A 25,386-nucleotide genomic window follows, 5' to 3' on the forward strand; every position below is an offset into this window, starting at 1 on the left:
CGAGCTGGCTCGAGGTCGCCTGAGGGGTTTACTGCTTCGGTTGCGCCTCGGAGGGCACGGCCTCGGCCGGCGCATGCGTTTGCCCATGCGTCGTCCCGTGCGTCGCTCCATGCGCTGGCTCAGCGCCAGCCGCGCGCCGACGTGGCGCCAGCACCCCATGCGCCAGCAGGCCGGCCGCCAGGCCCCAGAAGGCCGAGCCTATGCCCCAGAAACTCATGCCCGACGCCGTGGCCAGCACGGTGATCAGCGCCGCCTCGCGGCTGTCGGCCTGCTGCATCGCGCTGGCCAGGCCGCCCATGATGGGGCCCAGCAGCGCCAGTCCCGCCAGCGCCGCGATCAATGCGGGCGGCAGCGCCTGGAAAAACACCGCCACCGCGCCGGCGGCCACGCTCAGCACGATATAGCTCACGCCGTAGGTCACGGCGGCGACGTAGCGCCGGCCGGGATCGGGATGCGATTCATTGCCCGCGCAGATTGCGGCGATGATGGCGGCCAACGTGACGCTGTGCGCGCCGAAGGGCGCCGCCAACAGGCCCACGCCTCCGCTCACGGCGATGATGCGCGAGGCGGGCACGCGATAGCCCGCGGCCTGCAGGATGGCCAGGCCCGGCAGGTTCTGCGAGGCCATGGCGACCACGAACAGCGGTAGCGCCAGGCTGATCGCGCCGCGCCATGTGAATACCGGCGTAGTCCAGACGAACTGCGTCAGCTGCCAGGTGCCGGCGTCCAGGCGCAACAGGCCGCGTGACGCGGCGACAACCAGTCCGCAGGCCAGCACCGCCAGGATGGCGTAGCGCGGCGCCCAGCGTTTGCACAGCAGATAGGCCAGGCCCATGGGCAGGACCAGCCAGGCTTCCTTGCCCATGGCGCCGAATACGCCGATGCCGAAATTCAGCAGCACGCCGGCCAGCATGGCAGCCGCGATCTGCGGCGGGATGCGCCGCGCGATGGGGTCGACCCAGCCCAGCAGGCCGCAGCCCAGGGCCAGCGCCGCGGCCAGCACGAAGGCGCCCACCGCCTCGCCGAAGGGCACGCCGGCCAGCGCGCTGATCAACAAGGCCGCGCCCGGCGTGGACCAGGCCAGCACGATGGGCGTGCGCAGGCGCAGGCTGAGCCAGGCGCCACCCAGGCCCAGGGCCAGGCAGATCGAGCCCAGCCAGGAGCCAATGCGCGCCGAGTCCAGTCCGGCGCTATGGCCGGCCTGCACCATCAGCACGGCCGTGCCGCCGAAGCTGACCAGCACGGCGACGAGGCCGGCGACGATGGCCGACAGCGAGAGATCGCCGCGCCGGGGAAGGGAGAGGGAGGAGTCGGAGGAGGCCATGGGGCAGCGTGGCGCGACCGGTATCTGGATCAGCGCGGCGCCGTCAGGCGATGGTACTTGGCCATCAAGGCTTCCTGGCCTTCGTGCCATTGCGGATGCAGCTCGATGCATTCCACGGGACAGACCACCTTGCATTGCGGCTCATCGTAGTGGCCGACGCATTCGGTGCATTTGTCCGGGTCGATGACGTAGTAGTCCTCACCCATGGAAATCGCTTCGTTCGGGCACTGGGGCTCGCAAACGTCGCAATTGATGCATTCCTCGGTGATTTTCAGTGCCATGGATAGGGGCGCCCGCGGTGCCCCGGGCGGGGCGGCATCGCGTGCGCGGATAGAGGGCGATACCGGGATTGTAATCCCGGCGTCATCCCGGCTTTCGAAGCGACCCTGTCGACGGCGTGGAATGGGGCGAAGGAGGACGGCGCGGGCGCCGCGCCGCTCAGCCTTGCCAGGTCTGTTCGCGGCGCTGCTTGGCCTTTTCCTGCAGCCAGCGCTCGACCGAGGGGAAGACGAACTTGCTGACGTCGCCGCCCAGCTGGGCGATTTCCCGCACGATGGTGCCGGAGATGAATTGGTACTGGTCCGAGGGCGTCATGAACAACGTCTCGACGTCCGGCAGCAGGTGGCGGTTCATGCCGGCCATCTGGAATTCATATTCGAAGTCCGAAACGGCGCGCAGGCCGCGCACGATCACGCGCCCATTCTGCTCGCGCACGAAATCCTTGAGCAGGCCGCCGAAGCTTTCGACGCGCACATTGGGGTAGTGGCCCAGCACTTCGCGCGCGATGGCCACGCGCTCGTCGATGCTGAAGAACGGTTTCTTGTTGCGGCTATGCGCGATGCCCACGACGACTTCGTCGAACAGTGTGGCGGCGCGGCGCACGAGATCCTCATGACCGCGTGTGAGCGGATCGAACGTGCCGGGGTATACAGCGATGATCATGCGAACTCCCTCGTTTTATAAGTATGTCATCTCTCCGAAGGGCGATTATTGACCTATTTCCGCAATGCAGCAAATTGGAGCAGGTGGTAGTGGACCGCGCCGGCCTTGTCCTTGCGCAACAATTCGAAATTTTCGGGGGCGTCCAGGGGGGCTTCGCTTTCGGCGTAGACCAGGGCGTTTTCGGTCAGGATGCCGGGCAGCAGGGGCCAGATGCGGGGCAGCCAGTCCTGGCCGAAGGGCGGGTCCAGCATGACCAGGTCGTAGCGGGTGGCATCCATGCGGCGCAGGGTTTCCAGCGCGTCGCCGGCGTGGATGCGAATCTGCCTGGCGCCGAGCTTGTCGCGCACCGTCCGCAGGGCGGCAAGGGCGGCGCGGTCGCGCTCCACCATTTGCACGTGGGCGGCCCCGCGCGAGGCGGCTTCGAAACCCAGCGCGCCGCTGCCGGCGAACAGGTCCAGCACTGATTTGTCGTCGTAGTGGCTGTCCCAGAAGTGGTTCAGCCAATTGAACAGGGTCTCGCGCACGCGGTCGGGGGTGGGGCGCAGGCTGGCCGCGTCGACGACGGCGATGGGAGTGCGCCGGTAAAGGCCGCCTACGATGCGAATATACTTGTTCACCATGTTTGAAAAATTCAACTTCTTCAAGAAAAAAACGCCCGCGCCGGCCGTCCAGACGCCCGCCGAGCCCGTTGCCGACGTCCCGCCCGCGCAGCCCGCGCCAGTGCCGCCCGCGCCGGTGTCGCCGGCGTCCGCGCCTGCTTCGGCGCAGCCCGCGCCGGTGTCGCCGGCGTCCGCGCCTGTTTCCACGCAACCCGTGCCGGTATCGCCGGCGTCCGCGCCTGCTTCGGCGCAGCCCGCGCCGGTGTCGCCGGCGTCCGCGCCTGTTTCCACGCAGCCCGTGCCGGTGTCGCCGGCGTCCGCGCCTGCTTCGGCGCAACCCGCGCCGGCGCAGTCCGGCGTCGTGCCGGCCGGACGCGCCGAACCGCCGCCCGCTCCGGCGTCGATCGCCGCGGAGCCCGTAACGGCGTCAGCCGCCCAGGCGCCCAGCGCCGCTTACGTGGCGCCGGCCTCGCAAGAGGTGGCCCCATCCGCGGCCCCGTCTGCGCCCCCGCAGCCGGAATCCCAGCCCGCGACCCCCGCAAAGACCTCCTGGTTGAGCCGGCTGAAGCAAGGACTGTCGCGCACAGGCCAGAGCATAGGCGGCCTGTTCATCGGCGTGAAGGTCGACGAAAACCTGTTCGAGGAACTGGAATCGGCGCTCATTATGGCCGATGCCGGCCTGGAGGCGACCGAGAAGCTGCTCACCGCGTTGCGTGCGCGCGTCAAGAAAGACCGTATCGAAGACCCCGCCAAGGTGCGCGATGCCTTGCGCGAATTGCTGGCCGATCACCTGCGTCCGCTGGAGCGCCGCTTCGACGTGACTCGCGCCAAGCCCCTGGTGGTGATGATCGCCGGCGTCAATGGCGCCGGCAAGACCACGTCCATCGGCAAGCTGGCCTACACCTTCCAGCAGCAAGGCGCCAGCGTGCTGCTGGCTGCGGGCGATACCTTCCGCGCCGCCGCGCGCGAGCAACTGATGCAATGGGGCGCCCGCAACAATGTGACGGTCATTGCCCAGGATGGCGGCGATCCCGCTGCCGTGGCCTTCGATGCCGTCAACGCCGGCCGCGCCCGTGGCGCTTCGGTGGTCATGGTCGACACCGCCGGCCGCCTGCCGACGCAACTGCACCTGATGGAAGAGTTGAAGAAGATCCGCCGCGTGATCGGCAAGGCCGACGGCAATGCGCCGCATGAAGTGCTGCTGGTGATCGACGGCAATACCGGCCAGAACGCGCTGGCGCAGATCCGCGCCTTCGACGCCGCCATCAACCTGACCGGCCTGGTGGTTACCAAGCTGGACGGCACCGCCAAGGGCGGCACGCTGGCCGCCGTGGCCGCGGGCAGCCAGGGCGTGCGACCGGTGCCGGTCTATTGGATAGGCGTGGGCGAAGGCCTGGAGGATCTCCAGCCTTTCGTCGCCGACGAATTCGCCAGCGCGTTGTTGTCCTCGGGGCAGTAACGCGGCCGCACGCCGGCATGGTCCGGCGTGTTCTCCACCAAGCCGGCATGGTCCGGCGTGTTCTCCACCAAGCCGGCATGGTCCGGCGTGTTCCCCACCAAGCCGGCATGGTCCGGCGTGTTCCCCACCAAGCCGGCGCAGTCCGGCGTGCGCCGCATCAAGCCGGCGCAATCCGGCCTGTGCCACCGCCTATTTCCAGAACTCCTTCGCGTGCGCGAACTGCTTGAACGCGCGCTCGGCCTTGGCCACCAGCTCTTCCTGCCGCGCGCTGATCCACCCCAGCGCGAACCAGGCTTGCGGATACTGCGCGCTCCACTGGCGATAGAGGTCATGCGCCACGGACAGGTCGTTCATTTCCCCCAGGACATCCTGCACGGCGGCCAGGCGCGTCTTGTAATCGCGCACCTTGACGGAGGGCAGCAGGGATTCCGTGAAGTTCAGTCCGTAGCGCAGCCGCTTGGCCCGCTTGCGCAGGGCATGGCGGCTGGGAATATCCAGCTTGGCGAACCGCTGGCCTTCGTCGAGCACGCGGCGATGCCACTTGCGCAGGCGCTTGGCCAGTAGATCGTGCAGCGTGGGCGGCGCTTCCTGTTCCGGCGGGACCAGCGGAATGATGGCTGGCACGATCTGCGGCGCATGGGCGCTGTCCCAATCCACGGGCGCCGGCACGGCGCCGGCCGCCTGGGCCGACTGCAGGGCTTGCGCGACGGCCTGCGCGCCCGCTTGTTGGCCGACCAGCCCCAGCGCGGCGGCGGCTTCGTCGCCAGCCGTCACGCCATTGGCCGCGATGGCGTCGCTGGACGCGGGCGACGCGGCGCCGGCCAGGCCGCCGGCCGGGCCCGTGGCGGCGGCGGGGACGTCCAGGCTCCATTCCAGCATGTCCAGCAGCCAGCCCTGGAATTCCGGGCTGGCGGCAATTTCGCGCGACGGCGCCGACGGCGGCGGCGCTTCCATCGGGAAGGTCGGCATGCCGGCGCGCACCAGCGCCGGGATGATGCTCTCCTGCAGCACGTCCTGGTCGCGATTGGCGCCGAAAGCGGCAAAAAATGTCCGGATGCCCTCCTGCAGCGCCGCGTTGGGCATGCCCGCCCAGCCGTCGTACAGGCGCCAGGCCGAACGCAGGCGGCGCATGCCGACGCGTAGCTGGTGCACATGCTCGGCATTGCCCGCCTTGCGGATGCCGTCGGTGTCGACCTCGGCCAGGACGGCCGCGTTGCGGATGATCTGGTCCAGGCACTCGGCCGCGACCTCGCCCAGGGCCTGGGCGGGCGACATCGCCGGATCCAGTCTCACGTTGCGTGCGCCGGTGGCCGCCCAGAAGTCATCGATCTCGGCGGCGCGGGCGGCATCGTCCTGCAAGCCGTCCAGCGTATGGGCCAGGCGCGCCAGGCGGTCGCCGCGCTCGGACTTGCTGCGCGCATCCATCACCAGTCCGTGGCGGCGCAGCCAGGCGCGGGCCGCCGTGAACATGGCCGCCGGCTTGCCCGACATCAATTCGAACTCGATCTCGTTGATCGGCAGTTCCAGCGCGTCGGCGCGCAGCAGGCCGCGGTCGTAGGAAATCTCCACCGTGCCGTGACGGTTGCGTACTTTGCGGATCAGGCGGCTGACATCCGTTTCGTAACGCAGGCCCAATTCGCCCTTCAGGCCGGCCAGCGTGGCTTCCACTTCCGTGCCGGCATAGACCGACAGGTCCAGGATGGGGCCAGGCCGGGGGTGATTGAGTTCAACGCGGGTGATGGCATTGCTGCCTGGGGTTTTCAGCGTCTGCACCCAGGCATTGCCTTCGCGGCGCAAGCGTATCGCCACGCGGGCGCGCGCCAATTCGCGTTCCGGCGTGTCGAAATACATGGCGTGCATGCGGATGCGGGTGGCGTCGCGCTGTTTGACTTCCTGTTCCAGGGCCTTGCGCGCGGCGGCGGGCACGTGCAGCTTTAATTCCTGTTCCGACATGACGCTCCGGGGAAACGGCAAAAAAGACAGGGGATATTACCGATGGGCAGGTCGAAATTTGATGACGATTCATAATGCTGTCATCAGGGCATGGATCTAGCGGCCGTATTTCCATGCCCGAGTAAGGGTTTTTACCATGAACCCCGCCGCCCAACTATCTGCTAAGCATATCGGGTGAACCGGCCCCGAGAGCGGTAAAATCCTTCCCTTTACCGCCCCACGCTCCTTTGCCATGTCCGCACAGCTGAGTCCCGCCCCTGCCGAAACGGGTTCGTTCGGCATCGCGCCGGTGACCGAAATCATCGCCGAACTCCGCGCCGGCCGCATTGTCATCCTGGTCGACGAGGAAGATCGTGAAAACGAAGGCGACCTCGTCATGGCCGCCGAATTCGTCACGCCCGAGGCCATCAATTTCATGGTCACGCATGGGCGCGGCCTGGTTTGCCTGACCTTGACCGAGGACCGCTGCCGCCAGCTCGACCTGCCGCTGATGGCCAGCCGCAACGGCACCCGCTTCGGCACCAACTTCACCGTTTCCATCGAAGCCGCCGAAGGCGTCGAGACCGGCATCTCGGCCGCGGACCGCGCCCGCACCATCCGCGTCGCGGTGGCGCGCGACGCCCGGCCGTCGGACCTGGTCCAGCCTGGCCACATCTTCCCCGTGCGCGCGGTGCCGGGCGGCGTGCTGATGCGTGCCGGTCATACCGAAGCCGGTTGCGATCTCACCGCCATGGCCGGCCTGACCCCGGCCGCGGTCATCTGCGAAATCCTCAAGCCCGACGGCACCATGGCGCGGCTGCCGGACCTGGTGACGTTCGCGCGCGAGCATGGCCTGAAAATCGGCACCATCGCCGACCTAATCCAATACCGCAGCGAGCACGAATCCATCGTCCAGCGCATCGGCGACCGGATGATGCAGACCGCTTCGGGCACCTTCCGCGCCATCGCGTATCGCGACACCGCCACCGGCTCCGCCCATCTGGCGCTGGTTCATGGTGACATCGATCCCCAGCGCGAAACGCTGGTGCGCGTGCACGAGCCGGCCTCGGTGCTGGACGTGCTGGATACCGGCGCCAGCGCGCACAGCTGGGGCGTGTCGCAGGCCTTGCGCACCATCGCCCAGTCGCCCGCCGGGGTAGTGGTGCTGATGAACCTGCAGGCGGCCGCGGACGAACTGTTCGGCCAGATCGCCAACTGGGCCGCCCCCGACGCCAGGCATGCCACGGGCGGTGGCGATCGCATGGGCTTGCGCACCTATGGCATCGGCGCGCAGATCCTGCGCGATCTCAACGTCGGACAAATGAAATTGCTCGCGCGTCCGCGCAAGATGCCCAGCATGGCCGGCTTTGCGCTGACGATTACCGGTTACGATTGCGATCCTCCGATTCCCACCCAGCAATAAGGCAGCTCATCCATGAATCCATACACCCTATCCCCTGATATGAACGGCGAGGGGCTGCACATTGGCATCGTCCGCGCCCGGTTCAACGAGGAAATCGGCCAGGCCGAGCAGGATGCCTGCCTCGAGGAACTGGAAAAGCTGGGCGTCGACGAACGCGACGTGATGCTGGTGACGGTGCCGGGCGCGCTGGAACTGGGCGTGACCCTGGCCAAGATGGCCGAAACGTTTGAGTTCGATGCGCTGGTGGCTTTGGGCGCGGTGATCCGTGGCGAGACCTACCACTTCGAAGTGGTCAGCAACGAAATGGCTGCCGCCATCACGCGCATCTCGGTGGAAACCGGCATTCCCATCGCCAACGGCGTGCTGACCGTCGACACCGACGAGCAAGCCCAGGCGCGTGCCGCCGTCAAGGGTCGCGACTGCGCCCAGGTTGCGGTGGAAATGGCCAACCTGGTCGCCGCCCTCGAACCCGAGGAAGACGACGAGGATGAAGACGACGAAGATTTTGATGACGAAGACGACGATGACAACGGCCGCTGATAACGCCGCGCAGGCGCGCGCAAACGCGCGCAGCGCCCGCCGCCGCGCGCGCGAATTCGCGCTGCAAGGCGTGTACGCGTGGCTGCTGCGCGGTGACCAGGGTACCCAGGACGCCGGCGAGATAGATGCCCACCTGCGCGATGCGGAAGATTTTTCCGAAGCCGACGCGCAGTGGTTCAAGACCCTGCTGCATGGCGTGTTGCGCGAGGCGCCGACGCTGCGCGAGCGCTTCATGCCTTTCGTGGACCGGCCGCTGGCCGAGTTGTCCCCGGTCGAGCATGGCATCCTGCTGATCGGCAGCTATGAACTGGTGCACCACGTCGAGGTGCCCTACAAGGTCGCCATCAACGAGGCGGTGGAACTGGCCAAGTCGTTTGGCGGCACGGACGGCTTCAAGTTCGTGAATGGCGTGCTGGACAAGCTGGCCGCCGAAGTGCGCGAACACGAAGTGCGCGCCGCCGCGGCGCGGCGCTGACAGCGCTGGCACGGACGCAGGGAGGCCCGGTGGCGTCCGAATTCGACCTGATCGCCCGCTACTTCAAGCGCCCCGCGCCCGCAGGCATGCTGGGCGTGGGCGACGACTGCGCGCTGTTCGGCGTGCCGCCGGGAATGCAGGTCGCCACCAGCACGGACCTGCTGATCGAAGGCCGGCATTTCTTTCCGGACGTCGATCCGCGCGCCCTGGGACACAAGGCACTGGCCGTCAATGTGTCCGATCTGGCCGCGATGGGCGCGCGTCCCATCGGCTGCCTGCTGGGACTGGCCCTGCCCACGGTAGCGCCCGACTGGTTGCAGGCATTTTCCACGGGGTTTCACGCCCTGGCCGCGGAAAGCGGCTGCCCGCTGATCGGCGGCGACACCACCGGCAGCACCCTGGGCGTGGCCATCAGCGTCACCGTGTTCGGCGCCGTGGCGGCGGACCGTGCCTTGCGCCGCGACGGTGCGCGGCCGGGCGACCTGGTGTGGGTCTCTGGCGCCTTGGGCGCGGCGGATATCGCGTACCGCCTGCTTAGCGGCCAGATGCCGGCGGATGCCGGCTTGCTGGCGGCCACGCGCGACGCCCTGGAATGGCCGCGGCCGCGCTATGCCCTGGGCCAGGCGCTGGCTGGCGTGGCCAGCGCCGCCATCGATATCTCCGACGGGTTGTTGCAAGACCTGGGCCATGTCCTGGACGCCAGCGGCGTCGGCGCGCAACTGCGCTTTGCCGACCTGCCGGTGGCGCCCGGCCTGGATGGCGTCGACCCGGCCCGCCTGCGCCACGCCCTGCTGGGCGGCGGCGATGTCTACGAACTTTGCTTTACCGCCGCGCCCGAGCGTGCGGACGCCGTGCGCGACGCCGCCGCGCGGGCAGGCGTGGCGGTAACCGCCATCGGGTGCATCACTTCCGCCGCGGGTCTGGTCGTGCTGGGGCGCGATGGCCAGCCGGAAGCCGACCTGCCACGCGGCTTCGATCACTTTTCCACGCCATGACAGATCCCAATTCCGGGCAGCCGCCCGTTTCGCCCTCCATGCGCGAGCGCGCCCGCGTGACCTATCCCAGCCTGGGCTGGATCTGCCGGGCGCCGGGCCGCTTCATCGCCTTCGGCTTCGGCAGCGGCCTGTTGCGGCCGGCATCCGGCACCTGGGGCACGCTGATGGCCTGGTTCCTGTGGCGCGTCGCGCAGCCCCCGGTTTCCACCACGGCACTGGGAATCTTCATCGCCGTCGCCTTCGTCTATGGTTGCTGGGTGTGCGACCGGGTCGGCAAGGAGCTGGGCGAGCCCGACCACGTGGGCATGGTGTGGGATGAGGTGGTGGCCTTCTGGCTGGTCCTGTGGCTGAGCCCGGCCACATGGATGGCGCAACTGGTCGCATTCCTTTTGTTCCGCTTCTTCGATATCGTGAAGCCGCCTCCGATCAAGTATTTCGATGCGCATCTGAAGGGCGGCCTCGGTGTGATGTGGGATGATTTGCTGGCCGCGGCCTATGCCTTGCTATGCATGGCCGTATTGGTTCGACTAGGAGTCTTGCAATGATGAAGCGCGATGAAGGCGGGGATGCGGTCGAGCTGGCTATCCGGCTGGGCAAGGAATTGGCGCGGCGCGGCTGGATGTTGGGGACGGCCGAGTCCTGCACGGGCGGCTTGCTGGCGGGCGCCATTACGTCGGTGCCGGGGTCCAGCCGCTGGTTCGACCGCGGGTACGTGACCTATAGCAACGAGGCCAAGGCGGTCGACCTGCAGGTGCCGACGGAAACCATCGATGCCTTCGGCGCGGTCAGCGAGCCGGTGGCGGTGGAGATGGCCAATGGCGTGCTGCTGGCCTCGCGCGCGTCGCACATCGCCGTATCGACCACCGGCATCGCCGGACCGGAAGGGGGCACGCCGGGCAAGCCGGTGGGCCTGGTCTGCTTCGGCTTCGCCATGCGGGCGGGAGATGGCATCACCACGCTGGCGGCCACCCACACGTTCCAGGGCGACCGCGCCCAGGTGCGCCACGCTTCCGTGGTGTTCGCCTTGCGCGGCGTGCTGGAAATGCTGGGCGTGCGCGAGGCGGAGCTGGACGTCGTCTGAGTCCGGCACGGCGCCTGGGCAGGGGGGCCATGACCGCGTGGTGCTGCGCGCCGGTTCCTTCGCCAGTCCCTTCGTCGGTGGATTGGTCGGTAGATTCGCTGGTCGTTTTTTACCGGCGGGCGTTTACCTTTTTACGCAGGCAGGGAACGCGGCCGGCTGAATCGTTGCTCGGTGACCGGGGTTCCCCAATGCGTGCCCTCCGCCTCGTCGGTCAGCTGGAATCCGTGCGACTCATACAGATGCCGCGCCGTGTCCAGGCCCTTGAAGGTCCACAGGTAGGTCTCGTCGAAGTGCGTATCGGCGTAAGCCATGGCAAGCGACATCATGCGCCGTCCCATGCCGGTACCACGCAGCCTGTCGTCGACGATGAACCAGCGCAGGTGGGCAATGCGGGTGCTTGGGCCGCCATCCATCGCGAGGGATGCCAATACGCGGCCATTTTCGACATGGAGCCATAGCGCCTTGCCCTGGGCGGGCAGGTCGCCCGCGAATGCCGCCAGTTCCGTGGCCACCTTCTTTTCGAAGTACGCGCCGAAGCCCCAATGGCGGGCATAAAAGCGTCCGTGCAGGCTGGCGATATCGCCGATGCAGCCGGGCACGTAGCCTTCGACGATGGCGCCGGCCGTCGCGGTATGTCCGGACTTGCTGGCATCGTCCTTGGACTGCGCCAGCGCATCCGCGTACAAGGCGAGGGAGCGGACCAAGGCCCGCTGGTCGGCCGGCACCATGCGGCGCAAGGCATGCGAGACCTGGTCGGTGGCGTACCGGTCGATCTTGCGGCGCAGTTTTTGTCCTGCTTCGGTCAAATACAGTTCGTATGCGCGGGCATCGCCATTGGCGGCCGGCGTGCGCGTGAGCAGCCCGGCGGCCTCCAGCCGGGCCACTTGCCGGCTGGTGTTGGATTTGTCCAGGCGCAGTATCTCTCCCAGCGCCTTCGCGCCTATGCCCGGCGCCGCCCCGATCTCGATGACGGCATGGACCGCGGACGGCGCCAGGTCGCTATCCGCCAGCGTCGTACGCATGAAGCCGAGTTCCCGCACCAGCCGCCGCGAGAATTCCCGTAGTTCGAGGATGGTGGTGTCCCGCGAAGGAGCGGGGTAGTCGGTGATGTCCATGGGAGCGACCTCGCATGCAGGGAGGGACGGGCAGGGGATGAACGGGATAGCACGGACAGTCGGGACAGGCGTCTCCAAACGGTCAAGTGCTTGCGCTTCGCAACCAATATAGTTGCGGGGCGCAAGTATTGCAAGTGTTGCAAGCGCTGCGGGCGTTGCCGGCGTTTTGGACAGGTGGGATTGATGTCCTGCCCCGGCGTCCAGGCAGGAAGGAATGCCTCCATCATGCCGCCCGCGCGATGCCCCGCGCGGGCGGGCACCGTCAACGCACCGCGTTGATCTGGTCGCGGAAGGCGCGCGCCGAGGCGGCGGCCGCCTCGCGCCAGTCCTCCCCGCCCGATGCGTAGAGGATGGCGCGGGACGAGTTGATCAGCATGCCGGTGCCGGCCTTGTTGCGGGCATTGCTGACCGTGGCGGTGATGTCGCCGCCTTGGGCGCCGATGCCGGGGATCAACAGCGGCACGTCGTCGCCGATGCGTTCCCGCACCAGCGCGAGCTCATTGGGGAAGGTGGCGCCCACCACCAGGCCGCATTGGCCCTGGCGGTTCCAGATGTCGGCGACCAGGCCGGCCACGTGCAGGTACAGGGGCTGGCCGTTCTCGGTCTTGAGGAATTGCAGGTCGGAGCCGCCGGGATTGGACGTGCGGCACAGCACGAATACGCCACGGTCGCTCCAGCCCAGGTAAGGCTCCACCGAGTCCAGTCCCATGTAGGGGCTGACCGTGACGGAATCGGCCTGGTAGCGTTCGAAGGCCTCGCGTGCATACTGTTCGGCGGTCGAGCCGATGTCGCCGCGCTTGGCGTCGAGAATGATGGGCAGTTGCGGATGCCGGTCGCGGATGTGCTGGCACAGCGCCTCCAGCTGGTCTTCGGCGCGATGGGCGGCGAAGTAGGCGATTTGGGGCTTGAAGCTGCAGGCGTAGGGAGCGGTGGCGTCGACGATGTCCCGGCAGAACTGGAAGATGGCATCGGGCTTGTCGGCCAGTTCGGTGGGCAGGCGGCCCGGGTCGGGGTCCAATCCCACCGTCAGCAGGGAGTTGGTCGCGGTCCAGGCTTGATCGAGTTTTTGCTTGAAGTTCATGGGCAATACGATAAACGGCTGGCGAGGCCGGCATGGGGCCGCGGGCAGCGGCCCCTGGAATGGGTTCAGTGCAGCTTGACCCGCGCCCGCGTGCGCCGCATCAGCATGCGGGCCAGCGCCAGGCACAGGGTGCGCCAGATGCCCAGCACCGCGCGGTGATGCATCAGGTGCAGGCTCATGTACATCAGGCGTGCCAGTGTACCGCTTACGAAGAGGCCGCGTCCGGCCAGCTTGCCCATGAGGCTGCCGATGCCCGCGCCCTGGCCCAGGGAGACCAGCGACCCGCGGTCTTGGTACAGATAGGGAGTATTCGGTTCCGGTTGGCGCCGGATGCGACAGCCGATCTTGCGCGCCAGGTAACCGGCCTGCTGGTGCGCCGCCTGGGCCCGCGCGGGCACGTTGCCATGTCCCGGCCACGGCGCCGCCGCGCAATCGCCCAGCGCCAGCACGCGCGCGTCGGAGGTTTCCAGGCGTTCGTTGACTTCCAGCTGGCGGATCCGGTTCAGCGGCAGGTCCAGCGTTTCCAGCACGGCCGGCCCCTGGATACCCGCCGCCCAGATGCAGAGCAGGGCGGGAAACTCGCTGCCGTCGGCTGTCTTCACGCGGTTGTTCGTGACCTCGGCCACGCGGCGGCCCGTTTGCAGCTTGACGCCCAGTTCGGTCAGCCGGCGATGGGCGGCTGCCGACAGCTTTTCCGGCAGGGCCGCGAGGATGCGGTCGGCGCCTTCGATCAGTGTGATCGTCAGGTCGGTGTCCGGATCGAAACTGGGCAGGCCGTAGGCGCTGACCACGCGGCCGGCCTCGTGCAATTCGACCGCCAGCTCGACGCCGGTGGCGCCGCCGCCCACGATAACGAGGTTCAGGCGCGCCGTCGGATCATGGACCTTGGCCTGGTCCACCTGGATCATGGCCTTCAGCATGGTGACGCGAAACTGCTCCGCGTTCTCCGTCGAGTCCAGCGTCACCGCATGCTGGGCGGCGCCCGGCGTGTTGAAGAAATTCGATTGGCTGCCGATGGCCAGCACCAGCGTGTCATAGGGCAGGGCGCGCTGCGGGATGACGGGAACGCCCTTGGCGTCCGTCACCGTGCCGATGGTGATGGTCTGCTGCGCGCGGTCGACGCTGGCCAGGCTGCCCAGGACGAAGCGGAATCCGCACATGTGGGCGAGCACTAGATAGGACAGGCCTTCCTGATGGATGTCCAGCGTCCCGGCGGCGACCTCGTGCAGCGACGGCTTCCAGATATGGAAGGGCCGGGCGTCGACCAGGGTGACGTAATCGGGGCCATGGGCTCGACCCAATTGCGCCGCCAGCTCCAGGCCGCCAGCACCGCCCCCGACAATGACGACGCGATGTGAGGGCTGGGGACGGGTGATCGGCGGCATGTCGCGAGTATAGACGGGGGGCGGCTAACTCGTAAGTAAAACTTTCAAAACTCCGCGAATCTGCCGTCTTTTAGGGATCTACAGGACAAAGCGGCCGACCGCGACGGCCACCCAGAGAACTACGGTAAAAATCAGCAACAACATTACAGCGGCGCTGCCCAGGTCCTTGGCGCGACCGAGCAGCGGGTGCATTTCCACGGACAGCGCATCGGCCAGGGCCTCGACCGCCGAATTGAGCAGTTCGGTGACCAGCACCATGACGACGGAAAAGATCAGCAGGAAGACTTCCGCCACGGACCGGCCCAGCCAGAAGGCGGCCGGGATCATGAGGATGGCCAGCGCCAGTTCCTGGCGGAACGCGGCTTCGTAGCGCAGCGCCGCCTTCAGGCCCTGCAGGGAATAGCGCAGGGCGTTGAAGATGCGGCGCACGCCGCCGGTGCTCTTGAAAGGCGAATGCTGAGGGGTAGGCGTAGGCGTCATGGCAAATGCGTCGTGGGCACGCGGGCGGAGCCAGCGGGTATCGATACGGACGGCTGCGGGTGGCGGAGCCGGACCCGCATCATAACTGCCGCCGGTGGCGGCAGTGCGGTAGAGTTTGCGTCAGTGCGCGCGCGTCATCCCGCGCGGCGCGGATATTCTCCATTTCGAGGAAGACATTGCCATGAAGTTGATGCGTTATGGCGCCAAGGGCGCCGAGAAGCCCGGCCTGGTGGACGCGACGGGCCAGGTGCGCGACCTGTCCGGCGTGGTGACCGACATCGGCGCCAGCTTGCTGACACCGCAGGGGCTCGCGCCGCTGGCCAGGATCGATCCCGCCACGCTGCCCGTGGTGACCCAGCCGGGACGCATCGCGCTGCCGTGGGCCGGCATGGGCAAGTTCGTGTGCATCGGGTTGAATTATGCGGATCATGCCGCCGAAGCGGGCCTGGCCTTGCCGGCCGAACCCATCATCTTCATGAAACCCATCAGCGCGGCGGTCGGCTGCAACGACCCGGTGGTGCTGCCCAAGGATGCGGTCAAGGGCGATTGGGAGGTCGAGCTGGGCGTGGTCATCGGCGCCCGCGCGCGCTATGTCTCGGAGGCCGACGCGCTCAAGCACGTGGCGGGCTATTGCGTGGTCAACGATGTGTCGGAGCGCGAATACCAGATCGAGCGGGGCGGCACCTGGGACAAGGGCAAGGGCTGCGACACCTTCGGGCCGGTCGGCCCCTGGCTGGTGACCGCCGACGAGGTCGCGGATCCCCAGGCGCTGGACATGTGGCTGGATCTCAACGGCCAGCGTGCGCAGACGGGCAATACCCGCACCATGATCTTCGGCGTCGCCCAACTCGTCAGCTATGTCAGCCGCTTCATGACTTTGTACCCGGGGGATCTCATCAGCACGGGCACGCCGCCGGGCGTGGGCATGGGCGCCAAGCCGCCGCGCTATCTGAAGCCGGGCGACGAAATGCGCCTGGGCATCGCGGGACTGGGCGAACAGCGCCAGAAGGTGCATGCCTGGAATCCGGACCTGATAGACGGTTGACGCCGGCGGTCGACGCCATGCGCGGGCGACCACATGCTTGTCGCATGGTGCTGCCGAAGCGCAAGGTTACCGACGAAACCAATTCGAACGGGGCGTTGGCGCCGCGCTCGGGTAGATTGCCTCGACAGCAATTTCCCAGTCGAATCGACGCCTCGGGCTCATCCAGACCCGGAGGCCGAACCGGAGCATAGGTATGAGCAAGGCACCCACCGCCGTCCGCGCATTGCGCTTCTACGAAACGGGCATCGCGCTGGACAAGCCGATCACCGACGCCGCGCACGTGATTCCCGCCATCAATTTCCTGGTGGCGGAAATCGAGCTGTACAACGGCAAGCGGGGCCAGGGCTATCTGCTGGCCCTGCACTACTCGCCGCAGGCGATACGCGGCGCCTTGCGCGACATCGAGCACATGGCGGTGGGCATGGATTGCGCTGCGCCCGGCCTGCTGCGGACGCGCTGCACCCGCGAACACGCGTACTTCGGCAACGAGGGGCTGCTGCACTGGGCCCTGGGCGTGGTCAACGTCGCGCTGTGGGATGCCTGGGCGCGCACGCTGGACGTTTCCATGCATCGCCTGTTCGGCACCCATTGCGACAGCATCCTGGTCTATGGCTCGGGCGGCTGGCTGTCGCTTTCCGACCAGGAACTGGTGGAGCATGTGTCGGCCTATGCCCGGCGCGGCTATCGCGCGGTGAAGGTCAAGGTGGGGTCTTCCGATATCTCGCGCGACATCGCTCGCTTGCGCAAGGCGCGGCAGGCTATCGGCCCCAGCGTGCGCATCGTGATGGACGCCAATCAGGGCCTGCAGCGCTCGGACGCCCTGATGCTCGCGCGCGAGGCCGAGAACCTGGGCATGGTGTGGTTCCAGCAGCCGCTGGACCGTCATGACTACGACGGCTATGCCGCCTTGCGCCGCCAGACCGGGCTGCCGCTGGCCATGGGCGAGTCGGAGTCCAACCTGGAAGGATTGAAGCGGCTGGTCGCCTGCAATGGCATCGACATGTGGCAGCCCGACCTGATACGCCTGGGCGGCGTGGAGAACTGGCGCGCGTCGGCGGCCTACGCGGCCGCCCATCATGTGCAGGTCATGCCGCATTTCTACCGCGACTACGATGTGCCGCTGCTATGCGGCACGCCTGGGGGGCTGGCGGCCGAGAGCTACGACTGGATCGATGACCTGGTGGACACGCCCATGCATATGGAAAATGGTCATGCCTTTCCGCGCGAGGGCGCCGGCTGGGGTTTCCGCTTCAAGGAATCGGTGCTGAGGGAAATGTGCTGAGGCGCCTGGTGCGCGGCGCCTGGCCCGCCGGTCCAGCGGCGGCCAGGCCCACGGGCCGGCCCTAGACGGCGGGCTTGGCCGGCGCGTCGCGGGTCTCCGCCGACTTCGAACCCAGGTGGCGCGCATATTGCCGGGTGAACACCGCGCCGAAGAAGAAGATCTGCGCGGAGTAATAGATCCACAGCAGCAGGGCCACCACCGAACCGGCCGCGCCATAGGCTGACGCCACCTTACCGCTGCCCAGGTAGAGGCCGATCCCCCACTTGCCCAGCACGAACAGCGCCGCCGTCACGATGGCGCCCGGCAGCACGTCGCCCCAGGGCAGGGTGACGTTGGGCAGCAATTTATAGATCACGGCGAACAGGGCGGTCACCACGGCGAAGGAGAAGACGCTGGACAGCAGGTCGGCCACCGTCGCGAACGCCGAGCTGGCCCACAGCGCGCCGTAGTAGTGATGCGCCGCCGCCAGCCCCGCGTTGACGGTCAGCGAGATCAGCAGGAACAGCGCAAGCACCAGCACCAGGCCGAAGGACAAGAGCCGGCTGCGCACCAGGCCCTGTACGCCGGACTTCTTCTGCCCGCGCACTTCCCACAATTCATCCAGGCTTTCCTTCAATTCGGCGAAGGCGGTGGTGGCGCTGAAGATCAGCACAGCCAGGGACATGACGGTGGCGACCACGCCGCTGCCGGACTCATGCGCGCTGGCCAGCACGATCTGGATGACCTCCGCGCCACGGTCGCCCATCAGGGCGCGCAACTGGTCCACCAGTTCGGATCGCACGGCGTTCTCGCCGAAAAAGGCGCCGGCCACGGCGATTACCAGGATCAGCATGGGCGCCAGCGAAAACACCATGTAGAGGGCCAGCGCGGCGCCCTTGCTGGACGCACGGTGTTCGGACCACTGGCGTGCCGACGCCATCAGCAGGCGTAGCAGGGTGGAAGGGCGGTCGCGCAGGCGGGATAGATAGGACATGGCGTATGCGGATCGTGTAGGACTGCCGAAGGGCCGGGAACCCCATAGTACCGGCAGGCCTTCCGAGAGATGGAATCCGACGGGGGGATCCGACGCGGCAAGCAGATGGCAATCGCCATGCCCGCAAGCGGCCGGCGGGGGCCGTGCACGGACTAGGGATTTCCCCGCTGTCAGGCCGGAAGGCGTGCAGATAATATTGGCGCCAATTTGGCCGAACTCGTTTCCAGGCCCCTCCGACCCGCCCCGCATCCCATCGCCCATGTCGACAACTCCGCTGACCGATACCGCCGCCGACCACGCCCGCGCCCTCTACGACCTCGGGCACGGCACCATCTTCGCCGCGCGCAGCGATCCCCGCTTTTCCTATTGCACCTATGTGCCGCCCCATATCGCGCAAGCCCGGCGGCCGATGGAGCTGGTGGTGGTGGTGCACGGCACGGGGCGCGCCTTCGTCGAGTACCGCGATGCTTTCGCCGAGTTCGCCCGCTGGAACGATTGCATCATCCTGTGCCCGCTGTTCCCGGTGGGCGTGCGCGGCGACGGAGACCGCGACGCCTTCAAGCACCTGCAGGAGGGCGACATCCGCTACGACCACGTGCTGCTGGACATGGTCGCCGAGCTGGAGAAGAAATTCGGCTGCGACTTCAGCCGCTTCGCCCTGTTCGGCTATTCGGGCGGCGGCCAGTTCGTCAACCGCTTCGCGCTGCTGCACCCTGAGCGGCTATGGGGGGTATCTATCGGGGCGCCCGGTTCGGTGACGCTGCTCGACGCGGACAAGGACTGGTGGGTGGGCACGCGCGGCATGCAGGAGCGCTATGGCAAGGCGCTGGACCTGGACGCGTTGCGCAAGGTCGCCGTGCACATGGTGGTGGGCAAGGCCGACCTCGAAACCTGGGAAATCACCCATAGGGAGGGCGGCAAGTACTATATGCCGGGCTGCAACGACGCCGGCCGCACACGGCCGGAACGCCTGAAAACCTTGCAGAAATCCTTCGAGGCCGCAGGGGTGGAGGTGGCGTTCGACCTGGTCGACAACGTGCCGCACGACGGCCAGAAGTGCGTCGGCGTGGTGCAGGACTGGCTGGCTCGCACGCTGCAAGCCAGGCGCGGCGAGGCCTGACGGCCGCGTCCCCGTCGTCGCGTATCTGGAGGAGCGTGCATGCTGCGTTTTGCCCTGGCTCGCATTGCAATGGCGATCCCCACGCTGCTGATCGTGGCGGTGGCGGTGTTCGTGCTGATACGCCTGATTCCGGGCGACCCCGCGCAACTGATGCTGGGCGACCTGGCCAATCCCGCCAGCCTGGCCGATCTGCGCGCCCGGTTGGGACTGGACCAGAGCTGGCCGGTTCAGTTCAGCATCTGGTTCAGCAACATGCTGCATGGCGACCTGGGCAAGTCCATCACCACGGGCCAGCCCGTGCTTGGCCTGGTCTGGGACCGCTTCCTGGTCAGCGCGCAGGTGGTGTTGGCGGCCGTGCTGTTCGCCAGCGTGGTCGCGGTGCCCGCGGGCATGATCGCCGCGTGGAAGCAGAACGGCGCGCCAGACCTGCTGCTGGTGGGTACCGCCACACTGCTGGTGTCCATACCCACCTTCTGGGGCGGCTTGCTGCTGCTACTGTTCTTCGGCCTGAAGCTGCAATGGCTGCCGGTGGTGGGTTATGTCTCGGTGAGCGCCGACTGGAAGGCGGGGCTGCTGTACCTGGTCATGCCCATCCTGACGCTGTTCCTGCATGAGATCGGCGTGCTGATGCGCATGGCGCGGGCCAGCACGCTGGAGGTGCTGAGGCTGGACTACATTACCCATGCGCGCGCCAAGGGACTGTCCGAACGCGCGGTGCTCATGCGGCATGCGTTCAAGAACGCGTTCGGTCCCACCTGGACCTTGATCGGCCTGGTGCTGGGCAACCTGCTGGGCGGCATCGCGGTGGTGGAAACCGTGTTCACCATCCCCGGCCTGGGACGCCTGCTGGTCGATGCCATCTTCGGTCGCGATTACCCGGTCATCCAGGGCTGCCTGCTGTTCGTGGCGGTGGTGTACGTGGTGGTCAACCTCGTCATCGACCTGTGTTATCCCTTCTTCGATCCCAGGGTGGCGGCGGAATGAGCGGTCCGAAAAAGCGCAAGCGTATTGCCGGCAACGCCTTGCTCGGCGGCCTGATCATAGGACTGGTGGTGATCGTGGCGGTGCTGGGCGCCGTCTGGACGCCCTACGATCCCTTGAAGATCAACTTCGTCGCCCGCCTGAAGGCGCCGGGCGGGGCCTTCCTGCTGGGCACGGACGAATTCGGCCGCGACGAGCTGTCGCGCCTGATGGCCGGCGCCTCGGCCAGCGTGTGGATCAGCTTGCTGACGGTGTGCTTTGCTCTGGTGGCCGGCACCGCCGTCGGCCTGCTGACGGGTTTCATTCGTGGTTGGACCGACCGCATCATCATGGCGTTCAACAACGCGCTGCTGGCGTTCCCGGGCCTGCTGCTCGCGCTCGGACTGCTGGCGGTAGTGGGGGCCAACAAGTATGGCATCGTGCTGGCCCTGGGCCTGGCCTATACGCCGTCGGTCACGCGCATCGTGCGAGGCACGGTACTGTCGCTGCGGGAAAAGGAATTCATCGAATCTTCCCGGGTACTGGGCAATTCGGAGCTCTACACCATGTTCCGTCACGTGCTGCCGAATTGCGTGGCGCCGCTGACGGTGCTGGCCACCTCGATGTTCGGCTGGGTCATCCTGGCGGAAAGCGCCTTGTCCTTCCTGGGCCTGGGCGTGCCGCCGCCGGCGCCGACCTGGGGCAATATGCTGGCGGCCGCGCGTCCCTTCATGTCGCAGGCCACCTGGCTGTCCATCCTGCCCGGGCTGTGCATTGCGTTGACGCTGCTGGGCATCAACCTGTTGGGCGACGCCGTGCGCGACCGCCTGGATCCCCGGATGCGAGCGGCGGCATGACATCGACCCACACCCAGTACGACGCCGCCATGTCCGATACGGCGCCCGCCCCGCTCCTGCGCGTGGCGGGCCTGACCCTGACCATCGGGCAGGGAGGTCGCGAGATCGTTCGCGATGTCTCCTTCGACGTCGCGCCGGGAGAAATGGTCGGCATCGTCGGCGAGTCCGGCAGCGGCAAGACGCAGGCCGCGCGCGCCGTGATGGGCCTGACGCCGCCGCCATTGGTACGGGCCGCGGGCCGCATCGAGTTCGAAGGGCGCGATATCGCACGCGTGCCACCGGCCGAACTGCGCAAGTTGCGCGGCGCGCGCGTGGGCATGGTGTTCCAGGAGCCGATGACCTCGCTCAATCCGTCCATGACCATCGGCCGGCAGCTGGACGAAGGCCTGGCCCTGCACCGCCGGGATCTGGGTGCGGCCGCCCGGCGCGAACGCATCCTGGACATGCTGGCGCGCGTGGGCCTGCGCGATCCGCGGGCCGCGCTGGACGCCTGGCCGCACGAGTTCTCCGGCGGCATGCGCCAGCGCATGATGTTGGCGTCGGTGATGCTGCTGGCGCCGGCGCTGCTGATCGCCGACGAGCCGACCACCGCGCTGGACGCGGTGGTGCAGCGCGACGTGCTGGAACTGATGGTGGGCCTGACGCGCGAACATGGCACCGCCGTGTTGATGATCAGCCACGACCTGCCCATGGTGGCGCGCTACACGGAAAAGGTCGTCGTCATGCGCCAGGGCGAAGTGGTCGAGCACGGCGCCACCGCGGAATTGCTTGCCCGTCCCCAGCATCCCTATACCCGCAAGCTGCTCGAGGCGATGCCGCGACGCCTGCCGGCCCGTCCCGTCCCCCGCGAAACGCCCGTGGTGCGGGTGCGCGACCTGGTCATCGACTATCCCGGCCACCGGCGCCTGTTCGCCCGCACCGAGGCCAAGCGCGCCCTGAAGGGACTGGACCTGGATGTGCTGCCGCGCGAGGTGGTGGCGGTGGTGGGCGGTTCCGGATCGGGCAAGACCACCTTGGGCCGCGCCATCGCGGGCCTGCTGCGGCCGACGTCTGGACAGATCCTTTTCCGCGGACAACCTGTCGGACGGCAGGATCCCGGCTGGCGCGACTACCGGCTGAACTGCCAGATGGTGTTCCAGGATCCTTATTCCTCGCTGGACCCGCGCATGACCGTGGGCCAGCTGGTGGGCGAAGGCCTGCGCCTGCTGCGTGACATGAGCGCGGCCGACAAGCACAAGCGCGTGGCCGAGGTGCTGGGCGAGGTCGGCCTGGGCGACGAGTACGCGGCCCGCTATCCCCATGAGCTGTCCGGTGGCCAGCGCCAGCGCGTGGCCATCGCCCGCGCCGTGGTGCGCCGGCCCACCTTCGTCATCGCCGACGAACCCGTCTCCGCGCTGGACGTGACGGTGCGGGCGCAGGTATTGGAATTGTTCGCGGACCTGCAGCGACGCCACGGCTTTTGCTGCCTCTTCATCAGCCATGACCTGGGCGTGGTGGAGCAGGTGGCTGACCGCGTCATCGTCATGCAGGACGGCGCCATCGTCGAGCAGGGCACTCGGGACCAGATCTTCGACGCGCCGGCGCAGGACTACACCCGCAGGCTGCTGTCGGCCATTCCCGCGCTGGAGTCGACCGAGGGCGGCGGCGTCCGCTTGAAATGGCGCTTCGACGAGCCGGCCGCCGGAGTCGTAGCGCCGGTGGCCGCGGCGGTCGCGGTGAACACGGTGACTGCAGCGACGTAACGCGGTGACTGCAGCGGCGTAACGCAGCGACCGCAGTGGCGTAACGCGGCGACGTAAGCAAGGCAAGGCGGCGCGGCCGGCCCGGGGCGCCGGGACGATAAAATCCCGGCATTCTTCCATCATCGTCCTTTCACTCCATGCGTAAATCGAACTCCGGCGTCGAAATATCCCTGGCCGACAGGCTGGCCCGGGATATTCAGTCCGGCGTCTTCGGCACCGGCGCCTGGCTCAAGCAGATAGACCTGCAAGAACGCTACGGCGCCAAGCGCCTGGAAGTCCGGCGCGCGCTGGATCACCTGACGCAGCGCCGCGTCATCCAGCACGTCCCCAACCGGGGCTATCACGTGCATGCGGCCGACGTCGACCAGCAGAACCACATCCGCGACATCCGCGTGCTGTTGGAGGTTGGCGCCGCCGCCGACCTGATGCCCAACGTCACCGACGCCAAGGTGGCGCGCATGCGGGTCCTGGCGGAGCGCTTCGCCAGCCTGCTGCTGGACGGCACGCTGCTGGAACAATACGAGGTCAACCTGGAATTCCATGCCACCCTCTACGACATGTGCGGCAATCGCGAGCTGGTGGCGCTCATCCACGACATGCGCGGCCGCGCGGTGGCGGCGCCCGCCACGCAGTGGATGACCCGCGCGCGCATCGAGAAATCCGTCGCGGAGCATTTCGAGATCGTGGAGGCGCTGGCGGCGCGCGACGTGGGCCGCCTGGAGCGCATCATTCGCCAGCACGTGCGCCAGGTCATGCCCTGATCCCCGGCGCGCTGGCCGCGTAGGCAGCCGCGTCGGCGCCCACGTTGGGCGGCATCCGGGCCAATGATGCTATCCGGTCTCGAAGACGGTGCTGCCCTGTCCGCCCTATTTTCAGGGAAAGTCCGGGGTGACGACCTGGGTCGTCCTACTCATAATGCCTAAATTGGCGCCAATATTAGGCGCGTGAACCCGGCGCCCGCGCCCGGGACGCGCGGCGCCGTCACAGGCATCGAGGAGCCCCGTCCATGAAAAACCGTCCGGCTGCCCACGCGGCGTTGTTCCTTGCCCTTCTGGCGGGCAGCGCCACCGCGCAGGCGTCGTCCTTCGTTATCTCCGAGCCCGCGGACATCCGCTCCACCAATCCCGGCGTCAATCGCGACGACACGACCGACGGCGTGGTCCTGAATATCGTCGAGGGCCTGGTGGGCTATCGCGAAAACGGCAGCGTGGGGCCGCTGCTGGCGCAATCGGTCGACGTCTCGCCCGACGGTTTGGCCTACACCTTCAAGCTGCGCCAGGGCGTCAAGTTCCACAATGGCGCGCCCATGACGTCGGCCGATGTCCTGTGGAGCTGGCATCGCTATATGGATCCCAAGACCGACTGGCGCTGCCGCAGCGAATTCGATGGCCGCAACGGCCTGAAAGTGGAGGACGTCAGCGCGCCCGACGCGGCGACTGTCGTGTTCAAGCTGAACCACAAGTCGGCGGTCTTCCTGGATACGCTGGCGCGTACCGACTGCGGCATGACGGCCATCTTGAGCAAGGACTCGGTCAAGCCGGATGGCAGCTGGGACAAGCCCGTCGGCACCGGTCCCTTCATGTTCGACGAGTGGAAGCGCGGCGAATATGTGCTGCTGAAGGCCTTCAAGGACTACGCGTCGCCGCCCGGCGACAAGCAGGACGGTTATGTGGGCAAGAAACAGCCCCTGGTCGACGAGGTCAAGTTCCTGGTCGTGCCGGATGCCTCCACCGTGAAGACCGGGCTGCTGTCGGGCGCCATCGACGCCGGCCAGGTGCCGTATACGGACGTGGCCGACCTGAAGAACAACGCCCGCGTGACCGTGCTGGTGGCGCGTGATTCGGCCAAGCACACGCTGCTGTTCCAGACGCGCGATCCGGTGCTCAAGAACGTCAAGCTGCGCCAGGCGATCGCGGCCTCGCTGGATATCCCGCAGATCGTGCAGGCCGCCACGGAGAACCTGGGCGTGGTGAACAATTCCGCGGTGGCGGCGGGCTCGGCCTTCTATGACGCGACCCAGAAGAAGGGCTGGAAATACGACCCCGCGCTGGCGCAGAAACTGTTGAAGGAGTCGGGCTACAAGGGCGAGAAGATCGTCATCTATGCCAACAAGCGCGCGCATGTGCCGAGCTATCAGGTGGCGGTGATGGCGCAGGCGATGATGCAGGCGGTGGGCATCAATGCGCAGATCGAAGTGCTGGAGTGGGCCACGCAGCTGGACCGCTACAACACGGGCAAGTACCAGATGAGCTCCTTCAGCTATTCGTCCCGGCTGGACCCGGCCTTGAGCTATGAGCAGTTTTCCGGCGACAAGGACAAGCAGCCCCGCAAGGTATGGGAGGATCCGGAGGCGCTGAAGCTGATCGACGAAAGCTTTTCCGAACTGGACGACGCCAGGCGCCAGGCTCTCTTCGACCAGTTGCATACCAGGATGCTGGACGAGGTGCCGCTGATCCTGCTGTCCAACGGCAACCAGCCGTGGGGAGTGAGCAAGCGCCTGCAAGGTTTCGGCGTGTGGGAAGGCAAGCCGCAGGCTTGGGGCACGAAGGTCGTCGAAAAATAGCGGATGTGTTGGC

General features: G+C 67.4%; 25 protein-coding genes. 15 read left to right on the forward strand and 10 right to left on the reverse strand.

The window, feature by feature from the left end; all coding sequences use genetic code 11:
- Positions 1-28: 28 nt before the first annotated feature.
- The 4 genes from C7R54_RS13860 to rsmD form a co-directional block, all read right to left on the reverse strand.
- Positions 29-1,324 (reverse strand): benzoate/H(+) symporter BenE family transporter, encoded by a 1,296-nt coding sequence (locus C7R54_RS13860; RefSeq protein ID WP_129150988.1) that lies wholly within the window; start codon positions 1,322-1,324, stop codon positions 29-31.
- A gap of 29 nt (positions 1,325-1,353) precedes the next feature.
- Positions 1,354-1,605, reverse strand: a complete 252-nt coding sequence (locus C7R54_RS13865; protein WP_094851451.1) for a YfhL family 4Fe-4S dicluster ferredoxin — start codon at positions 1,603-1,605, stop codon at positions 1,354-1,356.
- Between the two features lie 157 nt (positions 1,606-1,762).
- Positions 1,763-2,266 carry a pantetheine-phosphate adenylyltransferase gene (coaD, locus tag C7R54_RS13870; protein WP_129150989.1) on the reverse strand — a complete coding sequence of 168 codons (504 nt, stop codon included), beginning with the start codon at positions 2,264-2,266 and terminating at the stop codon, positions 1,763-1,765.
- Positions 2,267-2,319: 53 nt separating this feature from the next.
- The gene (gene rsmD / locus C7R54_RS13875) at positions 2,320-2,886 is read right to left on the reverse strand and encodes a 16S rRNA (guanine(966)-N(2))-methyltransferase RsmD (RefSeq protein WP_129150990.1); all 567 of its coding nucleotides are present in this window, start codon (positions 2,884-2,886) and stop codon (positions 2,320-2,322) included.
- A 340-nt stretch (positions 2,887-3,226) separates the two neighbouring features.
- Between rsmD and ftsY the strand changes: the two genes are divergently transcribed.
- Complete coding sequence (gene ftsY, locus C7R54_RS13880; RefSeq protein WP_377814702.1) at positions 3,227-4,324, forward strand: signal recognition particle-docking protein FtsY; 1,098 nt, start codon at positions 3,227-3,229, stop codon at positions 4,322-4,324.
- A 189-nt stretch (positions 4,325-4,513) separates the two neighbouring features.
- Here ftsY and C7R54_RS13885 read toward each other — a convergent pair whose 3' ends face one another.
- On the reverse strand, positions 4,514-6,277 hold the full coding sequence (locus C7R54_RS13885; RefSeq protein ID WP_129150991.1) for a CYTH and CHAD domain-containing protein: 1,764 nt from the start codon (positions 6,275-6,277) through the stop codon (positions 4,514-4,516).
- A gap of 232 nt (positions 6,278-6,509) precedes the next feature.
- Here C7R54_RS13885 and ribBA point away from each other — a divergent pair, with 232 nt between their 5' ends.
- The 6 genes from ribBA to C7R54_RS13915 are packed head-to-tail and all read left to right on the forward strand — an operon-like array spanning position 6,510 to position 10,770.
- Positions 6,510-7,679 carry a bifunctional 3,4-dihydroxy-2-butanone-4-phosphate synthase/GTP cyclohydrolase II gene (ribBA, locus tag C7R54_RS13890; RefSeq protein WP_129150992.1) on the forward strand — a complete coding sequence of 390 codons (1,170 nt, stop codon included), beginning with the start codon at positions 6,510-6,512 and terminating at the stop codon, positions 7,677-7,679.
- 12 nt (positions 7,680-7,691) lie between these two features.
- Complete coding sequence (gene ribH, locus C7R54_RS13895) at positions 7,692-8,219, forward strand: 6,7-dimethyl-8-ribityllumazine synthase (protein WP_129150993.1); 528 nt, start codon at positions 7,692-7,694, stop codon at positions 8,217-8,219.
- Entirely contained in the window at positions 8,203-8,694 is a 492-nt protein-coding gene (gene nusB, locus C7R54_RS13900) for a transcription antitermination factor NusB (protein ID WP_094851458.1), read from the forward strand. Before ribH ends, nusB begins: the two co-directional genes overlap by 17 nt.
- Positions 8,695-8,723: 29 nt before the next feature.
- Positions 8,724-9,689 (forward strand): thiamine-phosphate kinase, encoded by a 966-nt coding sequence (gene thiL / locus C7R54_RS13905; RefSeq protein WP_129150994.1) that lies wholly within the window; start codon positions 8,724-8,726, stop codon positions 9,687-9,689.
- Positions 9,690-9,727: 38 nt separating this feature from the next.
- The gene (locus C7R54_RS13910; RefSeq protein WP_129151084.1) at positions 9,728-10,234 is read left to right on the forward strand and encodes a phosphatidylglycerophosphatase A family protein; all 507 of its coding nucleotides are present in this window, start codon (positions 9,728-9,730) and stop codon (positions 10,232-10,234) included.
- Entirely contained in the window at positions 10,231-10,770 is a 540-nt protein-coding gene (locus C7R54_RS13915) for a CinA family protein (protein ID WP_240039515.1), read from the forward strand. The genes C7R54_RS13910 and C7R54_RS13915 overlap by 4 nt, the downstream gene beginning before the upstream one ends.
- Before the next feature lie 131 nt (positions 10,771-10,901).
- Here the strand turns inward: C7R54_RS13915 and C7R54_RS13920 are convergent, their stop codons facing one another.
- The 4 genes from C7R54_RS13920 to C7R54_RS13935 form a co-directional block, all read right to left on the reverse strand.
- Positions 10,902-11,885: a bifunctional helix-turn-helix transcriptional regulator/GNAT family N-acetyltransferase gene (locus tag C7R54_RS13920; RefSeq protein WP_129150996.1), complete on the reverse strand. Its 984-nt coding sequence runs from the start codon at positions 11,883-11,885 to the stop codon at positions 10,902-10,904.
- Between the two features lie 262 nt (positions 11,886-12,147).
- Positions 12,148-12,966 carry an orotidine-5'-phosphate decarboxylase gene (pyrF, locus tag C7R54_RS13925; RefSeq protein ID WP_129150997.1) on the reverse strand — a complete coding sequence of 273 codons (819 nt, stop codon included), beginning with the start codon at positions 12,964-12,966 and terminating at the stop codon, positions 12,148-12,150.
- 65 nt (positions 12,967-13,031) lie between these two features.
- On the reverse strand, positions 13,032-14,351 hold the full coding sequence (locus C7R54_RS13930; protein ID WP_129150998.1) for an NAD(P)/FAD-dependent oxidoreductase: 1,320 nt from the start codon (positions 14,349-14,351) through the stop codon (positions 13,032-13,034).
- Positions 14,352-14,429: 78 nt separating this feature from the next.
- Positions 14,430-14,831, reverse strand: a complete 402-nt coding sequence (locus C7R54_RS13935; protein WP_129150999.1) for a diacylglycerol kinase — start codon at positions 14,829-14,831, stop codon at positions 14,430-14,432.
- A 181-nt stretch (positions 14,832-15,012) separates the two neighbouring features.
- On the opposite strand from C7R54_RS13935, the gene C7R54_RS13940 reads away from it, so the two are divergent.
- Together C7R54_RS13940 and C7R54_RS13945 are read left to right on the forward strand one after the other, a co-directional pair.
- A complete protein-coding gene (locus tag C7R54_RS13940; RefSeq protein WP_129151000.1) occupies positions 15,013-15,876 on the forward strand; it encodes a fumarylacetoacetate hydrolase family protein in 864 nt (287 codons plus the stop codon).
- Between the two features lie 193 nt (positions 15,877-16,069).
- Positions 16,070-17,158, forward strand: coding sequence for a mandelate racemase/muconate lactonizing enzyme family protein (locus C7R54_RS13945; RefSeq protein ID WP_129151001.1), 1,089 nt, complete (start codon positions 16,070-16,072; stop codon positions 17,156-17,158).
- 61 nt (positions 17,159-17,219) lie between these two features.
- On the opposite strand, the gene C7R54_RS13950 is transcribed toward C7R54_RS13945, so the two are convergent.
- Positions 17,220-18,131 carry a YihY/virulence factor BrkB family protein gene (locus tag C7R54_RS13950; protein WP_129151002.1) on the reverse strand — a complete coding sequence of 304 codons (912 nt, stop codon included), beginning with the start codon at positions 18,129-18,131 and terminating at the stop codon, positions 17,220-17,222.
- Positions 18,132-18,390: 259 nt separating this feature from the next.
- Here C7R54_RS13950 and C7R54_RS13955 point away from each other — a divergent pair, with 259 nt between their 5' ends.
- The 6 genes from C7R54_RS13955 (at position 18,391) to C7R54_RS13980 (ending at position 25,373) form a co-directional block, all read left to right on the forward strand.
- Entirely contained in the window at positions 18,391-19,251 is an 861-nt protein-coding gene (locus C7R54_RS13955) for an alpha/beta hydrolase (RefSeq protein ID WP_129151003.1), read from the forward strand.
- Positions 19,252-19,290: 39 nt separating this feature from the next.
- A complete protein-coding gene (locus C7R54_RS13960) occupies positions 19,291-20,235 on the forward strand; it encodes an ABC transporter permease (protein WP_129151004.1) in 945 nt (314 codons plus the stop codon).
- Positions 20,232-21,068, forward strand: a complete 837-nt coding sequence (locus C7R54_RS13965; RefSeq protein WP_129151005.1) for an ABC transporter permease — start codon at positions 20,232-20,234, stop codon at positions 21,066-21,068. The genes C7R54_RS13960 and C7R54_RS13965 overlap by 4 nt, the downstream gene beginning before the upstream one ends.
- 29 nt (positions 21,069-21,097) lie before the next feature.
- Entirely contained in the window at positions 21,098-22,810 is a 1,713-nt protein-coding gene (locus C7R54_RS13970) for an ABC transporter ATP-binding protein (RefSeq protein ID WP_129151085.1), read from the forward strand.
- Positions 22,811-22,947: 137 nt separating this feature from the next.
- Entirely contained in the window at positions 22,948-23,571 is a 624-nt protein-coding gene (locus C7R54_RS13975) for a GntR family transcriptional regulator (RefSeq protein WP_129151006.1), read from the forward strand.
- A gap of 245 nt (positions 23,572-23,816) precedes the next feature.
- Positions 23,817-25,373, forward strand: coding sequence for an ABC transporter substrate-binding protein (locus C7R54_RS13980; protein ID WP_129151007.1), 1,557 nt, complete (start codon positions 23,817-23,819; stop codon positions 25,371-25,373).
- The last annotated feature ends 13 nt before the right edge of the window (positions 25,374-25,386 follow it).

This window comes from Achromobacter aloeverae (assembly GCF_004121055.1).
GTDB lineage: Bacteria > Pseudomonadota > Gammaproteobacteria > Burkholderiales > Burkholderiaceae_B > Bordetella_C > Bordetella_C aloeverae.